We start from the raw sequence: 13,886 nt of genomic DNA, 5'->3' as shown, positions 1-13,886 counted from the left end.
TATCTACTTGTGCACGTACTAAGCGTTAGCTCCCTCAAGGGAGGAGTAGGCAAGACCACAGTGACCCTGGGTCTGGCGTCTGCTGCCTTCGCCCGCGGCGTACGGACCCTGGTTGTGGATATCGATCCGCAGTCGGATGTGTCCACCGGGATGGACATCGAGGTCTCCGGCCACCTCAACATCGCCGATGTCCTCGCCTCCCCCAAGGAAAAGGTCGTGCGCGCCGCCATCGTGCCCAGCGGCTGGACACGTGGCCGCCCCGGAACCATCGACGTGATGATCGGCAGCCCCTCAGCCATCAACTTCGACGGCCCGCACCCGAGCATCCGCGACATCTGGAAACTCGAAGAGGCCCTCTCGACGGTGGAGAAGGACTACGACCTCGTGCTGATCGACTGCGCACCCTCGCTCAACGCCCTCACCCGCACGGCGTGGGCGGCCAGCGACCGGGTCGCCGTGGTCACCGAGCCCGGCCTGTTCTCCGTGGCCGCCGCCGACCGCGCCCTGCGCGCGATCGAGGAGATCCGGCGTGGCCTGAGCCCCCGGCTCCAGCCGCTCGGCATCATCGTCAACCGCGCCCGGGTCGCGTCCCTCGAGCACCAGTTCCGGATCAAGGAACTGCGTGACATGTTCGGACCCCTCGTACTCAGCCCGCAGCTGCCGGAGCGCACCTCACTGCAGCAGGCTCAGGGCGCCGCGAAGCCGCTGCACACCTGGCCCGGCGACAGCGCCCAGGAGATGGCCCGCTATTTCGACCAGCTGCTCGAACGCGTGCTGCGCACGGCCCGGATCGGCGAGTACGCCGAACAGCGCTAGTCGCCCTCGGTCGCACAACGCCGGTCGCAGGCTGAGCCCGGCCGGACGCTCAGCGACGGCGGAGCGTTCAGGACACCTTGCGATTGCCTCGGCGCACAGAGAGTTCGTCTGTGGGGTCGACGGGCAGAGTGTCGAGTTCGACCAGGCTGGTCTCGACCTCGCGGAGCACCTTGCCCACGGCGATGCCGAAGACACCCTGGCCCCGGCTGACGAGGTCGATCACCTCATCGTTCGACGTGCACAGGTAGACGCTGGCACCGTCGCTCATCAGGGTGGTCTGGGCCAGGTCACTGACACCGGATTCGCGCAGCTGGTTCACGGCGGTACGGATCTGTTGCAGTGAGATGCCCGTATCGAGCAAACGCTTCACGAGTTTCAGAACCAGGATGTCCCGAAAGCCGTAGAGACGCTGGGAACCGGAACCGGCCGCGCCACGCACGGTGGGCTGAACGAGTTCGGTGCGGGCCCAGTAGTCGAGCTGACGGTAACTGATTCCGGCGGCCCGAGCCGCCACGGTACCGCGATAGCCGGAATTATCATCGAGCTCGGGCATCCCGTCGGTGAAGAGCAAGCCGAGTCCGTAGCGAGCGGCATCGTCACGCTGATTGAGCTCGCTCATACGTTTGCCTCTCGGGTGGGACTGCGATTCGAATGATCGCTGCATCTACGCTACCGAGGTCACGGCCCCGATCAACGACATCCGGTCGAGCAAATTGGCGTGTCGGGCTCGTCTACCTGGTCAGGCGACCCAAGGCCGACCTGATCAGGCTACCGCGGATCACCTCGAGCTGCCCGGCGATCTCGACGGCCATCTCGGCCGCCTTGGCCCGGCTCGACGCATCCTTACGGCGGGAGAGGGGAACAAGTGCGCTCTCGATCAGACCGAGTTCACGTTCGGCGGCACCGCGGAATCCGCGCAGGTGCCGGGGCTCGATGCCGCTGCGCTGCAACTCGACGAGGGCTCGCAGCACGCTGAGCGCATCTTCTCCGTAGAACTCGGCCGGCAGGATGATCGACGCGGACACGGCGTCGTGCAGCAGCGACGCTGAGGCGTCGGCTTCGCGCAGAAGTTCGTCGCGGTCGAGGCGGCGCACAGTGGACAGCATCGACGGTCCCGGCGTCACTCCCCCGGGCAGCGTGGGCGAGAGACCCGCGTCGAGGTCGTCGAGGTAACTCCGGATCACCTTCAGCGGGAGGTAGTGGTCGCGCTGCATGGACAGGACCAGGCGCAAGCGGTCAAGATCGCCGGCGCAGAATTTGCGGTACCCGGATTCCGTGCGCGCCGGAGAGACCAGCCTCTGCTCTTCGAGGAACCGGAGTTTCGAGGGGGTAAGATCCGGGAATTCGGGCGTCAGGCGCGCAAGAACCTGACCGATGCTGAGAAGTGACGTCGCGCCCGTCGCTCTGGCCTGGGCGGCGGACGCGGGCACTACTCGCTCGCCAGAAGCTTGAGGTCGTGGCGCGAGGCGTAGAACGTCAGCCGGAACTTGCCGACCTGGACCTCGGCTCCGTCGTGCAGCAGCGCCTTGTCGATCCGCACCCCGTCGAAGTACGTTCCGTTCAGGGACACCAGGTCCTTCACCTCGAAGGTCGTGCCGCTGCGCAGGAACTCCGCATGCCGACGGGAAACCGTGACGTCATCAAGGAAGATATCCGCGTTGGGATGCCGGCCGACCGTCGTCACGTCCGCATCGAGCAGGAACCGGGCACCCGAATTCGGGCCCCGACGCACAATAAGCAGAGCCGAACCGGACGGGAGAGCCGCGATGGCTTCCTGTTCCTCGACCGTCACGTCGCCGTCGATCGATGCCAATTGGGCAGCGAACTCCTGGCCGAACGTCATCGTCGTATCGGTGTTGGAATAGTTCTCGGGCGCGACTTTGCGTTGGGGTTCATTCGTCTTTTTGGAATCAATCACCGTACACCTCCTACTACTCCAGCGTATCGGATGGACGGGGCGGATTTACCCGCGGGAGACGAATAACCCGGGCTGTTTCGACGGCGTAGATTATGCCCGCCCACCAGTAAAGAAAAGCGCCCCAGAGTCCGAACGCCCACCCCAGCGGGAGGGACCACCACGACACCGCGGGGAAGGCCTCCCCCAACATGATCATCGGCAGCGCATAGAACAGGCAGAACGTGGCGACCTTGCCGAGCTGATGCACGGGAAGAGGCCCGAATCCGTAGTTCGCGAGCACCACGCCGAGGCCGAGCAGGAACACGTCGCGGCCCACGATCACCAGCACGATCCACCATGGAACGAGGTCGCGCCAGGCCAAGCCGAGGAGGGCGGCGAAGATGTACAGCCGATCCGCCGCCGGATCGAGAAGCTGACCGAGCCGGGTGATCTGGCCGAAGCGGCGGGCCAGGAAGCCGTCGAGGAAATCGGTGAGACTGGCGACCGCCAGGACCAGGAGCGCCCAGGCATCCTCGCCCTGAACCAGGACGACCAGGAAGACGGGGACCAACGCCAGTCGGAGCATGCTGAGCAGATTGGGCACGGTGAGCACTTTCGAACTGACGATCGTGCTCTCTGCCCCTGTCACAATCCCCGAGTCTACCGACGCGCCGCCCGAAGAGGAATGCGGCCTCGTCAGCGGCCCGCTGCCCGTTTTCGATTCTTGCCGGCGGGTTTGTCGGGTTTCTCCGCTGTTGCGCCCCCCGCCGTGCTGCGGCTGCGCTCCACACTGCGCCGAAGGGCATCCATCAGGTCGAGGACCTCTCCACCGCCCTCCTCCCCTGCCCCGGGTTCCCGGCCGAAGGTGAGCTCCGTGTCGACGGCGTCGCCTGCGGCGAGCTTCGCCTCGAGCAGCTCCCGGAGCTGGTCCTGATAGTCATCCCGGAAGTCCTGCGGAGAGAAATCAGCGGCGAAGGAATCGACCAGGGCGGCCGAGAGTTCCAGTTCCTGGGCGGAGATGCGCACGGACTCCTCCAAAATCGGGAAGTCGACGGCCCGCACCTCGTCCCCCCACAGCAACGACTGCAGCAGCAGCACGTCGCCGCGGACCCGGAGCGCGCCCAGACGGGTCTTCTGCCGCAGAGCGAACCGCACGATCGCGGTGCGGTCGGTGGCCTCGAGGGCGCGGCGCAGCAGCACGTAGGCCTTGGACGAGCCGGACGGTTCGAGGAAGTAGCTGCGCTCGAACATGATCGGGTCGAGCTGGTCGCTCGGCACGAACTCGACGACCTCGATCTCCCGGCTCCTCTCCGCCGGCAGCGTGCGCAGGTCCTCGTCGGTGATGACGACTGTCTTGTCGCCGCTGTCCCAGGCTTTGTCGATGTGCGCGTAGTCGACGACCCGGCCGCAGCGCTCGCACCGGCGCTGATAGCGGATGCGCCCGCCGTCGGCGTCGTGCACCTGATGCAGGGCGACGTCGTGGTCTTCGGTCGCGCTGTAGACCTTGACGGGCACGTTGACGAGACCGAACGTGATCGCGCCCTTCCAGATCGATCTCATTCCTCCAGTACACACCCGGCGCGCCGAGGGGGCTAGGCACGCTGTGACGGCAAGAGCATGCTGGTGCCATGAACGAGAGGCCGGACTCCCTGGACTCCCGCCAGGTCGTCAGCGTCGGCGGCCATCGGATCACGCTCACCCACCTCGACAAGGTGCTCTACCCCGAATCGGGAACCACGAAGGCGGATGTTCTGCAGTACTACGCCTTCATCGCCGACGTGATGATTCCGCACACCGCCAACCGCCCGGCAACCCGGAAAAGGTGGGTGCACGGCGTGGGCACCGGCGACGAACCCGGACCCGTCTTCTTCCAGAAGAACCTGGACCAGTCGACGCCGAGCTGGGTGAAGCGCCGCTCGATCACGCATGCGAATCACGTGAACGAGTATCCGCTGGTCAACGATCTCGCGACTCTGACCTGGCTGGCGCAGATCTCCGCCCTGGAGATCCACGTTCCGCAGTGGCAGTTCGGCCGCGGCGGAACCCCGCGCAACCCGGACCGGCTCGTACTCGACCTGGACCCCGGGGAAGGGGTCACCCTCGACGAGTGCGCGGAGGTCGCCCGGCTGGCCCGGGCCATCCTGCGGGGCATGGGCCTGGACCCGCTGCCGGTCACCAGCGGAAGCAAGGGCATCCACCTGTACGCCCCGCTGGACCTCACGCACACCGCTGCCGAGGTATCCCAGGTCGCGCACGAACTGGCCCGGGCGCTCGAGGCGGACCATCCGAACCTGATCGTCAGCGATATGAAGAAGGCGCTCCGCCCCGGGCGGGTGTTCGTGGACTGGAGCCAGAACAACGCCAGCAAGACGACCATCGCCCCGTATTCGCTGCGCGGCACGCTGCATCCGATGGTGGCCATGCCGCGGACCTGGCGCGAACTCGCCTCCCCCGGGCTGGCCCAGGTCGACTACAAGCAGGCGATGCACCGGGTGCAGCGCAGCGGTGACCCGCTGGCCGCGCTGCTCGAGGCCCATTCCGGACGCCGGGCCACGGATGCCGGCGGCGCCGCTGACCGGGCGGGAGCGGATGCCGGAGCGCTGGCCGTCTATCTCGGCAAACGAGACGCTTCCCGCACCCCGGAGCCGATGCCGACGGGTGCGCCGTCGGCATCCGCCGGTTCCTCATTCGTCATTCAGGAACACCACGCCCGCAACCTGCACTTCGACTTCCGGCTCGAGCACGACGGGGTGCTGGCCTCGTGGGCGCTGCCCCGCGGGGTGCCCACCGATCCGGCCCGGAACCGGCTCGCGGTGCGCACCGAGGACCATCCGCTCGAATATGCAGCATTCGAGGGCGAGATTCCCGCCGGAGAATATGGGGCGGGGAGCGTGAGCATCTGGGACCAGGGCCACTATGACCTGGAGAAATGGCGGGACGACGAGGTGATCGCCGTCTTGCACGGTGAAGCAGGCGGCGGGCTCGGCGGCACGCGCCGATTCGCACTGATCCGCACGGCGGGCTCCGGCAGGGGCGACCGGAGTTGGCTGATCCATCTGATGAAGACACGACCTGCCAGGCCGGCCGGAGCGGTGGGCACCGGGGCGGCGGCGGGGACCACCGCTCGGACCGGGCCCCGCACCCGCTACGGGCCCATGCTCGCCACGCCGGGTTCCATCGCCGCCCTGCCCGCCGAGGACGATTGGAGCTACGAGATGAAGTGGGACGGCATCCGCGCGCTCGCCTATCTGGCGGCCGACGATCCCGACCAGGCCGTGCACCTGTTCACCCGCAACGGCAACGACGTCACGCAGGCGTACCCGGAGCTGGTGCGGGCGTTGCCGGGGGCTGTACCGGCCGACTCGGCCGTGCTCGACGGAGAGATCGTGGCCCTGGACGCCGGCGGACGGCCGGACTTCGGTCTGCTGCAGACGCGACTGGGACTGACCGATCGCCGTCAGATCGAGGCGAGCGAGGCATCCGTACCGGTGCAGTTCCTGGCCTTCGACGTGCTCGAACGCAACGGTCAGCCGCTGCTGGACCTGGCGTACACGGAACGGCGCCGCGTGCTCGAGGAGATCGTGACCGGAACCGGCGCGGTGCAGGTACCGCCGGTTTTCACGGGCGATTCCGCCCAGGCCCTGGCGGCCAGCCGCGAACTCGGCCTTGAAGGGATCGTCGCCAAGACCCAGGCCGGGCGCTACGAGGCCGGGCGGCGGTCCCGGTCCTGGATCAAGATCAAACATCATCGGAGTCAGGAGGTGGTGATCGGCGGGTGGCGGCCGGGCAATGGGCGGCGACGGGAAACCCTGGGATCGCTGCTGCTGGGAATTCCGCACGGTGACGCACTGATCTACATCGGCCGGGTGGGCTCCGGGTTCCGGGACCGTGACCTCGACGACCTCCGGACGAGGCTCGACCCGATCGCCGCCGCGGAGAACCCCTTCACGGACATTCAGGATGCCGACTCCCGGGATGCAGTCTGGGTGCGCCCGATTCTGGTGGGCGAGGTGGAATTCGCCGAGTGGACGGTGACGGGGAGACTGAGGCATCCGGTCTGGCGCGGCTGGCGGCCGGACAAGTCACCGGCCGAGGTGGTGCGGGGTTAGGGGGGCCGGGTTTCGACAGGCTCAACCACCGGGTTTCGACAGGCTCAACCACCGGGTTTCGACAGGCTCAACCACCGGGTTTCGACAGGCTCAACCACCGGGTTTCGACAGGCTCAACCACCGGGTTTCGACAGGCTCAACCGCCGAGTCGGGCGAGCAGGGCGGGCCAGCTGGCGGCGAAGCCCGGATGCAACGGCAGCGCGTCGACCTGGTGGGTGGGCACCCAGCGCAGCGCGATGCTCTCCTGGTCGCTGATCACGGGCTCGAAACGCTCTGTGGCACGCACCACGACCGTCGTGTAGGACCAGAAACCGAGGTCGAGCACGGAGCTGAACTGCACGGAGACCAGCTCCGGGGGCACGCCGGCCTCCTCGCCGGCCTCCCGGAGCGCCGCCTCGAGGGCGCTCTCGTGTTCATGGCGTGCACCGCCGGGCAGCCCCCAGGTGTCACCCTGATGGCTCCAGAGCGCGCGGTGCTGGAGAAGCACCCCCAGCTCTGTGTGGTGCACGAGCAGGCCGGCAGCGCCGTAGAGCCCCCAGAATTTGCGGCCGTCGGGCCCGTACACCCACCTGTCGCCGTTAGTGCTCATGGCTCAAGCATGCGCCACGTCCCCGGGAAAACACACTGTGTTCCGGCGAGCATGCGGCTCGCGGCGCAGGTTGTGGAAGGTGGCGCACGGTACAACGTGCGCCGGCTTCCATAGGGTGCGCCACGACGGGTGGACGGAGGGGGAGGCTAAAGGGCGACGATGGCGTGCACGGGGGCGTCGCCGAGCCGGGTGCGACCGACCAGTTCGGTGAGCTCGAGCACGACGCCGACGCCGGTGAGACGGTAGCCGGCGCGCTCGACCAGCCGGGAGGTCGCGGCGATCGTTCCGCCGGTGGCCAGCACATCGTCGACGACCAGCACCCGGGCGCCCGGGGCGAGCTGACCGACCTCGAGCTCAAGGCAGGCGGAGCCGTATTCCAGGTCATACTCCTCGCTCAACACGGTGCCGGGGAGCTTGCCGCCCTTGCGCACGGCCAGAACGGCGACATCCGCCGCGTAGCCGATGGCCGCGGCCAGCAGGAACCCGCGCGCTTCGATGCCCGCCACGGCGTCGAACTCACCCCGGAACCGCCCGGTGAGCTCATCGATCAGCGAGCGGAATGCGCTCGCGTCGGCGAACACCGGGTTGAGGTCGCGGAACAGGATGCCCGCTTGCGGGAAGTCCGGGTAGGACGCGAGGAGAGAGTTGACATGGGCTGCAGCGGGTGTTGGCACCCCTTGAGTTTAAGCGCTCGACCGAGGGCTGCCGGACGAGCCTCCCGAAGGGCGGGAATGGACGGTTCGGACAGGCCTCCGTGCTAGCCTCGATTTAGCTAATAAGGTTAGGTACTTTATCCGGTATCGTGACTGCATCACCGAAGGGATGGCTAATGCGGCCGGTCGAAGTGCTCGAAGAACTGGTGGTCCTGCTGGACGAGTCCGGCCGCGAAATCGGCACGGCCCCGAAGCTCAGCGTGCACGATACGGACACCGCGCTGCACCTCGCTTTCTCCTGCCACGTGCTGAACTCGGCCGGCGAGGTTCTCGTCACCCGACGTGCCCTCGCGAAGAAGACCTGGCCGGGCGTTTGGACCAATTCCTTCTGCGGACATCCGCTGCCCGGTGAGTCGTTCACGGACGCCATCGAACGCCGCGCCCGGTACGAGCTGGGCCTTCAGATCACGAACCTCCGCGTCACTCTGCCGGACTTCCGCTATCGCGCCGTCGACAGCAGCGGCATCGTCGAGAACGAGATCTGCCCGGTGTACGTCGCCAACGCCGCCACTGACCCGCAGCCCAATCCAAACGAGGTCATGGAGTTCGCCTGGGTCGAGCCTGCCGCCCTGCAACGGTCCGTGCGAGACGCCCCGTGGGCATTCAGCCCCTGGCTGGGGCTGCAGCTCCAGGAATTGACCAGCTTCAATGCATGAAATCCAGACGGTCGGGGTAGGGACGGAGCTGCAGCGTTTCTTTGCTGCCGCCCGCCTGCGTGCCAGTGACTACGGCGATCACTATGTCGCGCTCTGGGACTCCCTCGAGCACGCCAGCAGTGGCGGCAAGCGCGTGCGCCCAGCGCTGGTCCTGGCTGCGTTCACCGGCCTTGGCGGCACCGATCTCACTCTGGCCACCCCGGTCGCAGTCAGCTTCGAGCTGCTGCACACGGCCTTCGTGATTCACGACGACGTGATCGACCACGATCTCGCCCGCCGCGGCGTGGCCAACATCGCCGGGCGGTTCGCCGAGCGAGCCCTCGCCCACGGCGCCGGCGACCAGGCCGGGGCGTGGGCCGCGACGGCCGCGATCCTGGCCGGAGACCTCGCGCTGAGCGAGGCCCACCGCGCCCTCGCGATGCTCCCCGTCGAGCTCGAACTGCGCGGCCGACTGCTCGACCTCCTCGACCGCGCCGTCTTCATCTCGGCCGCAGGGGAACTGGCCGACGTCACCAATGCCGCATCGAAGCATCCGCTCACGGTGGCCCAGGTCGTCTCCACCCTGGAGCAGAAGACCGCGGTCTACTCGTTCGAGGCGCCCCTGCAGGCCGGAGCCATCCTGGCCGGCGGCTCGGACGAGGCGATCGGCGTGCTCGGCTCTTACGGCCGCCTGATCGGCGTGGCCTTCCAGCTGACCGACGACATCCTCGGAGTGTTCGGCGACCCGGAGAAGACCGGCAAGAGCGTGCTCACCGACCTCCGCGAGGGCAAGCAGACCACCCTGATCGCCCACGCGGGCACCACCACCGGCTGGCCCGAAATCGCACCCTACATCGGCAAGCCCGACCTCACCGAGGCGGAGGCGGCAACCGTGCGGGGCCTGCTGCGGGCCTGCGGCGCCCTGCAAGCAGCGGATGAGCTGGCCACCGACCACCTCAATCGCGCCGTGGCCGCGCTCGACACGGCCGCCGTGCCGGCTCCACTGCGCGAGATGCTCACCGTTCTGGCCGGCACCGCCGTGAATCGCACCCGATGAAGCGCGACCGCCCAACCGATCACACCGGAATCGCCAAGTACAACGCCGCGGCGCGCGCCAGCTCCGCCACGGTCATCGGTCACTACTCCACCTCCTTCGGTCTCGCCGCCCGGCTCCTCGAGCCGCGCGTGCGCAGCCAGGTGCGCACGATCTATGCCCTTGTCAGGGTGGCCGACGAGATCGTCGACGGTGCCGCCAGCCAGGCCGGGGTCAGTCTTGACGGCCAACGGGAACTCCTCGACGGCCTCGAACGGGAGACCGTCCAGGCCATCGTCACCGGTTTCAGTACCAACCTGGTCGTGCACGCCTTCGCAGCGACCGCCCGGGAAGCCGGAATCGACACCAGCCTGACCGCCCCTTTCTTCGCCTCGATGCGCCGGGACCTCGACCCGGCACCGTTCGACGCGGCCGGCGTGGCCGAGTACATCTACGGTTCGGCCGAGGTCATCGGGCTGATGTGCCTGCGCTGCTTCGTGCAGGACACGCACCGCAGCGCCGACGAACTCCAGGTGTTGGAAACCGGCGCGCGGAGCCTCGGCGCGGCCTTTCAGAAGGTCAATTTTTTGCGCGACCTCGCCGCCGACCGCGACGCCCTCGGCCGCAACTACTTTCCCGGCGTGAACCTGCTGACCATGACCGAGACCCAGAAGAACGAGCTCCTCGACGACATGGACGCCGACCTCGACGCGGCCGCCCGCGTGCTGCCCATGCTTCCGGTGGGGAGCCGCCGCGCGGTCACCGCCGCACACCACCTCTTCGCCCGACTGTCGGCGAAGCTGCGAGTCACCCCTGCACGAGCATTGATGAGCGCCCGGGTACGGGTGCCGGATCCGGAGAAAATCATGATTGCACTCACCGCGTCGTTCGGTCCCGGAGCGTGGAAGCGATGAGCACCCCCGCCAAGCACACCGTCGTCATCGGCGGCGGCATCGCGGGGCTGGCCAGCGCCGCCCTGCTGGCGCGGGACGGCCACCAGGTCACCCTGCTCGAGAAGCATGCCACCCTCGGCGGCCGCGCCGGCTTCTGGGAGGTCGACGGGTTCCGGTTCGAGACCGGGCCGTCCTGGTACCTGATGCCGCAGGTCTTCGACCACTTCTACCGCCTGTTCGGCACGTCCTCCGCGGAGCAGCTCGACCTGACCCGCCTCGACCCCGGCTACCGCGTGTTCTTCGAGGGCATCACGGCGCCGGTGGACGTGGCGGCCGAGCGGGCCGACAACATCCGTCTGTTCGAAAGCCTCGAGCCCGGTGCGGGCGCGGCCCTGGACCGCTACCTCGTCTCGGCCAAAGAGACCTACGACATGGCCGTCAAGCGGTTCCTCTACACCAGCTTCGCCTCCTTCAAGCCGTTGCTGGTTCCGGATGTCCTCAAGCGGCTCGGCCGGCTGGCCCGCCTGCTGCTGCAGCCGCTCGACAAGTTCGTGGCCGGCTACGTCAAGGACCACCGGCTGCGCCAGATCCTCGGCTACCCGGCGGTTTTCCTGGGCTCCTCCCCCGACCAGACCCCGTCGATGTACCACCTGATGAGCCACCTCGACATGGCCGACGGCGTGCTCTACCCGCAGGGCGGGTTCACCCGGCTGATCGACAGCATCGCCGACATCGCGAAGGCCCAGGGCGTGACCGTGATCACCGAGGCGAGCGTCACGGCGATCCACACCACTCCGGGCGCCGCGACCGCCGTCGCCGGCGTCAGCTACCGCACCGCAGACGGCACCATCGTCACCCTTGACGCCGACACGGTCGTCTCGGCCGCCGACCTGCACCACACGGAGACCGAACTTCTGCCGGCATCCGCGCAGACCTACCCGGAGAGCTACTGGCAGAAGCGCGTGTCCGGCCCCGGCGCCGTGCTCGTGCTGCTCGGCATCAAGGGCGACCTGCCCGCGCTGCAGCACCACAGCCTGTTCTTCACGAAGGACTGGTCCGAGAACTTCGGCCGCATCTTCGGCAAGAAGACCAGTGTGCCCTCCCCGGCCTCCTTCTACGCCTGCATGCCCAGTGCCACCGACCCGGGCGTCGCCCCCGACGGCTACACGAACATGTTCCTGCTGGTGCCGATCCCCGCCGATCCGGGCCTCGGCCACGGCGGCATCAATGGGACGGGCTCGGCCGCGATCGAGAAGGTCGCGGACGACACCATCAAGCAGCTCAGCGACTGGGCCGGCATCCCCGACCTCGCCGAGCGGATCGTGGTGCGCCGCACCGTGGGACCCGGCGACTTCGCCGACGGCCTGAACTCCTGGCGCGGCGGGGCCCTCGGCCCCGCACACACCCTGCGTCAGAGCGCGTTCCTGCGCGGCTCCAACGCCTCCGCGAAGGTCGACGGCCTGTTCTACGCCGGTGGCACCACGATCCCGGGCATCGGCCTGCCGATGTGCCTGATCAGCGCTGAAATCCTGCTGAAGCGCATCAACGGTGACACCTCCACCGGCCCGCTGGCGGAACCATTGCCGAACTCCGTGCGGGCACCGCTGCCGGAAGCACTGTGACGTTCGCCTACCTGCTGACGCTGCTATTGAGCCTGGGGGCGATGGTTCTGCTCGACCATCGCTTCCGGCTGTTCTTTTGGCGGAACCCCGGGCGGGGTGCCATCGTGCTCGCCGCCGGGCTCGTGTTCTTCCTGGCCTGGGACCTCTTCGGTATCGGCCTGGGCATCTTCTACCGCGGCGAGACCACGCTGATGACCGGACTGCTGCTGGCCCCGGAGCTGCCCGTGGAGGAGTTCTTCTTCCTCACCTTCCTCTGCTATCTCACAATGAATGCCGTGCAGGGAGCGCACCTCCTCCTCGCGGCCAGGGCAACCCGGGGCGGCGTCGACGAGGGGAGCGACGGATGACGTACCTGCTCCTGAACACCGTCTTTCTCGTGCTCGCCGGGGGCGTGTTCCTCGTGGCCGTGCGCCGCGGCCGGCTGTCCCGGCGCCGTATCGCCGCCGCCGCGATCGCCCTGGCTGCCGTGCTGGTGCTCACAGCTGTTTTCGACAGCATTATGATCGGGGTCGGGCTGGTCGACTACGACCCGAGTCGCATCTTCGGACTGCGGATCGGGCTGGCCCCGATCGAAGACTTCGCCTATCCCGTTGCGGCGGCGCTCCTGCTGCCGGCGCTCTGGGCACTGTTAGGAAAGAAAACCGAATGACTGAGACCCGCACCCCGCCGTTCTGGAAGACCCGGCAGGTGCTGCTCTCGTCGCGGCCGCTGAGCTGGATCAACACGGCCTTCCCCTTCGCCGCCGCGTATGTGGTGACCACCGGACGAGTGGACGCCCTGCTCGTGGTGGGCACCCTGTTCTTCCTGATCCCGTACAACCTCCTGATGTACGGCATCAACGACGTCTTCGACTACGAATCCGACCTGCGCAACCCGCGCAAGGGCGGCGTCGAGGGAGCCATGCTCGACCCGGGCCTGCACCGCACGGTGCTGGTCTCCGGGATCGTGACGGCACTTCCCCTGCTGGTGGCGATGCTCGTGCTGGCCGGCGCGGAGCATCCGTCGTCGTGGTTCATCCTGGCGGTGAGCCTGTTCGCCGTGGCTGCGTATTCGGTTCCGGGACTGCGGTTCAAGGAACGCCCGATCGTGGACTCGATCACCTCGAGCACGCACTTCGTGAGCCCCGCCGTCTACGGGCTCGCGGTGGCCGGTGCCGTCGTCACCCCCGGCCTGGCGGCCCTGCTCGCCGCCTTCTTCCTGTGGGGCATGGCCAGCCACGCGTTCGGTGCGGTGCAGGATGTCGTGCCCGACCGGGAAGGCGGCATCGCCTCGATCGCGACCGCCCTCGGTGCCGCCCGCACCGTGCGCCTCGCGATCACGTTCTGGGCTCTGGCCGGCGTGCTCATGCTCTTCACCGGCTGGCCCGGGTTGCTGGCCTCGGTGCTCGCGGTACCGTACATCCTGGCAGCCTGGCCATTCCGATCGGTCAGCGACGAGCTGGCCGAGACCGCCAACGCCGGTTGGAAGCGCTTTCTGTGGCTCAACTTCCTGACCGGCTTCCTGGTCACCATGCTGCTGATCGCCTGGGTGCTGCTCGGACCGTTCTAGCCTGCGGGCCGTTCCCGCCAGCGGGCCGTAG

General features: G+C 67.9%; 16 protein-coding genes. 9 read left to right on the top strand and 7 right to left on the bottom strand.

What is annotated here, in order from left to right; all coding sequences use genetic code 11:
- The first annotated feature begins 9 nt into the window (after nt 1-9).
- Nucleotides 10-816, top strand: coding sequence for a ParA family protein (locus AC0J5J_RS01595; RefSeq protein ID WP_134423658.1), 807 nt, complete (start codon nt 10-12; stop codon nt 814-816).
- Between the two features lie 67 nt (nt 817-883).
- Here AC0J5J_RS01595 and AC0J5J_RS01590 read toward each other — a convergent pair whose 3' ends face one another.
- The 5 genes from AC0J5J_RS01590 to ku form a co-directional block, all read right to left on the bottom strand.
- Nucleotides 884-1,435, bottom strand: a complete 552-nt coding sequence (locus tag AC0J5J_RS01590) for a MerR family transcriptional regulator (RefSeq protein ID WP_474899155.1) — start codon at nt 1,433-1,435, stop codon at nt 884-886.
- Nucleotides 1,436-1,547: 112 nt separating this feature from the next.
- The gene (gene ftsR / locus AC0J5J_RS01585; RefSeq protein ID WP_474899153.1) at nt 1,548-2,246 is read right to left on the bottom strand and encodes a transcriptional regulator FtsR; all 699 of its coding nucleotides are present in this window, start codon (nt 2,244-2,246) and stop codon (nt 1,548-1,550) included.
- Nucleotides 2,246-2,659 carry an FHA domain-containing protein gene (locus AC0J5J_RS01580; protein WP_134423657.1) on the bottom strand — a complete coding sequence of 138 codons (414 nt, stop codon included), beginning with the start codon at nt 2,657-2,659 and terminating at the stop codon, nt 2,246-2,248. Before AC0J5J_RS01580 ends, ftsR begins: the two co-directional genes overlap by 1 nt.
- Before the next feature lie 88 nt (nt 2,660-2,747).
- Entirely contained in the window at nt 2,748-3,362 is a 615-nt protein-coding gene (locus tag AC0J5J_RS01575) for a CDP-alcohol phosphatidyltransferase family protein (protein WP_277613075.1), read from the bottom strand.
- 47 nt (nt 3,363-3,409) lie between these two features.
- A complete protein-coding gene (gene ku / locus AC0J5J_RS01570; protein WP_474899151.1) occupies nt 3,410-4,273 on the bottom strand; it encodes a non-homologous end joining protein Ku in 864 nt (287 codons plus the stop codon).
- 68 nt (nt 4,274-4,341) lie between these two features.
- Here ku and AC0J5J_RS01565 point away from each other — a divergent pair, with 68 nt between their 5' ends.
- Nucleotides 4,342-6,822, top strand: a complete 2,481-nt coding sequence (locus AC0J5J_RS01565; protein WP_474899149.1) for an ATP-dependent DNA ligase — start codon at nt 4,342-4,344, stop codon at nt 6,820-6,822.
- A gap of 136 nt (nt 6,823-6,958) precedes the next feature.
- Here AC0J5J_RS01565 and AC0J5J_RS01560 read toward each other — a convergent pair whose 3' ends face one another.
- Together AC0J5J_RS01560 and AC0J5J_RS01555 are read right to left on the bottom strand one after the other, a co-directional pair.
- Nucleotides 6,959-7,411 (bottom strand): NUDIX domain-containing protein, encoded by a 453-nt coding sequence (locus AC0J5J_RS01560; RefSeq protein ID WP_134423035.1) that lies wholly within the window; start codon nt 7,409-7,411, stop codon nt 6,959-6,961.
- 146 nt (nt 7,412-7,557) lie between these two features.
- Nucleotides 7,558-8,085 carry an adenine phosphoribosyltransferase gene (locus tag AC0J5J_RS01555; RefSeq protein WP_134423033.1) on the bottom strand — a complete coding sequence of 176 codons (528 nt, stop codon included), beginning with the start codon at nt 8,083-8,085 and terminating at the stop codon, nt 7,558-7,560.
- Nucleotides 8,086-8,240: 155 nt separating this feature from the next.
- On the opposite strand from AC0J5J_RS01555, the gene idi reads away from it, so the two are divergent.
- From idi to AC0J5J_RS01520, 7 genes are read left to right on the top strand one after another with little or no spacing between them, the layout of a single operon-like run.
- Complete coding sequence (gene idi, locus AC0J5J_RS01550; protein ID WP_474899147.1) at nt 8,241-8,780, top strand: isopentenyl-diphosphate Delta-isomerase; 540 nt, start codon at nt 8,241-8,243, stop codon at nt 8,778-8,780.
- Nucleotides 8,773-9,816 (top strand): polyprenyl synthetase family protein, encoded by a 1,044-nt coding sequence (locus AC0J5J_RS01545; RefSeq protein ID WP_134423029.1) that lies wholly within the window; start codon nt 8,773-8,775, stop codon nt 9,814-9,816. Before idi ends, AC0J5J_RS01545 begins: the two co-directional genes overlap by 8 nt.
- Entirely contained in the window at nt 9,813-10,706 is an 894-nt protein-coding gene (locus AC0J5J_RS01540) for a phytoene/squalene synthase family protein (protein WP_474899145.1), read from the top strand. Before AC0J5J_RS01545 ends, AC0J5J_RS01540 begins: the two co-directional genes overlap by 4 nt.
- On the top strand, nt 10,703-12,307 hold the full coding sequence (gene crtI / locus AC0J5J_RS01535; protein ID WP_474899144.1) for a phytoene desaturase family protein: 1,605 nt from the start codon (nt 10,703-10,705) through the stop codon (nt 12,305-12,307). The genes AC0J5J_RS01540 and crtI overlap by 4 nt, the downstream gene beginning before the upstream one ends.
- On the top strand, nt 12,304-12,654 hold the full coding sequence (locus AC0J5J_RS01530) for a lycopene cyclase domain-containing protein (protein WP_474899143.1): 351 nt from the start codon (nt 12,304-12,306) through the stop codon (nt 12,652-12,654). Before crtI ends, AC0J5J_RS01530 begins: the two co-directional genes overlap by 4 nt.
- Complete coding sequence (locus AC0J5J_RS01525; RefSeq protein ID WP_474899141.1) at nt 12,651-12,956, top strand: lycopene cyclase domain-containing protein; 306 nt, start codon at nt 12,651-12,653, stop codon at nt 12,954-12,956. The genes AC0J5J_RS01530 and AC0J5J_RS01525 overlap by 4 nt, the downstream gene beginning before the upstream one ends.
- A complete protein-coding gene (locus AC0J5J_RS01520) occupies nt 12,953-13,855 on the top strand; it encodes a prenyltransferase (protein WP_474899140.1) in 903 nt (300 codons plus the stop codon). The genes AC0J5J_RS01525 and AC0J5J_RS01520 overlap by 4 nt, the downstream gene beginning before the upstream one ends.
- The last annotated feature ends 31 nt before the right edge of the window (nt 13,856-13,886 follow it).

It is taken from the genome of Cryobacterium sp. TS_SC_7, assembly GCF_056156285.1.
The sequence above is the reverse complement of the archived record's forward strand: the minus strand, read 5'-3'. Positions and strand labels throughout refer to the sequence as shown.

What these genes read in the sequence shown, in the direction of transcription:
- AC0J5J_RS01590 (WP_474899155.1), bottom strand. Translation starts at nt 1,435, where the DNA reads ATGAGCGAGCTCAATCAGCGTGACGATGCCGCTCGCTACGGACTCGGC.
- AC0J5J_RS01580 (WP_134423657.1), bottom strand. Translation starts at nt 2,659, where the DNA reads ATGACGTTCGGCCAGGAGTTCGCTGCCCAATTGGCATCGATCGACGGC.
- ku (WP_474899151.1), bottom strand. Translation starts at nt 4,273, where the DNA reads ATGAGATCGATCTGGAAGGGCGCGATCACGTTCGGTCTCGTCAACGTG.
- AC0J5J_RS01565 (WP_474899149.1), top strand. Translation starts at nt 4,342, where the DNA reads ATGAACGAGAGGCCGGACTCCCTGGACTCCCGCCAGGTCGTCAGCGTC.
- AC0J5J_RS01560 (WP_134423035.1), bottom strand. Translation starts at nt 7,411, where the DNA reads ATGAGCACTAACGGCGACAGGTGGGTGTACGGGCCCGACGGCCGCAAA.
- idi (WP_474899147.1), top strand. Translation starts at nt 8,241, where the DNA reads ATGCGGCCGGTCGAAGTGCTCGAAGAACTGGTGGTCCTGCTGGACGAG.
- AC0J5J_RS01545 (WP_134423029.1), top strand. Translation starts at nt 8,773, where the DNA reads ATGCATGAAATCCAGACGGTCGGGGTAGGGACGGAGCTGCAGCGTTTC.
- AC0J5J_RS01540 (WP_474899145.1), top strand. Translation starts at nt 9,813, where the DNA reads ATGAAGCGCGACCGCCCAACCGATCACACCGGAATCGCCAAGTACAAC.
- crtI (WP_474899144.1), top strand. Translation starts at nt 10,703, where the DNA reads ATGAGCACCCCCGCCAAGCACACCGTCGTCATCGGCGGCGGCATCGCG.
- AC0J5J_RS01525 (WP_474899141.1), top strand. Translation starts at nt 12,651, where the DNA reads ATGACGTACCTGCTCCTGAACACCGTCTTTCTCGTGCTCGCCGGGGGC.
- AC0J5J_RS01520 (WP_474899140.1), top strand. Translation starts at nt 12,953, where the DNA reads ATGACTGAGACCCGCACCCCGCCGTTCTGGAAGACCCGGCAGGTGCTG.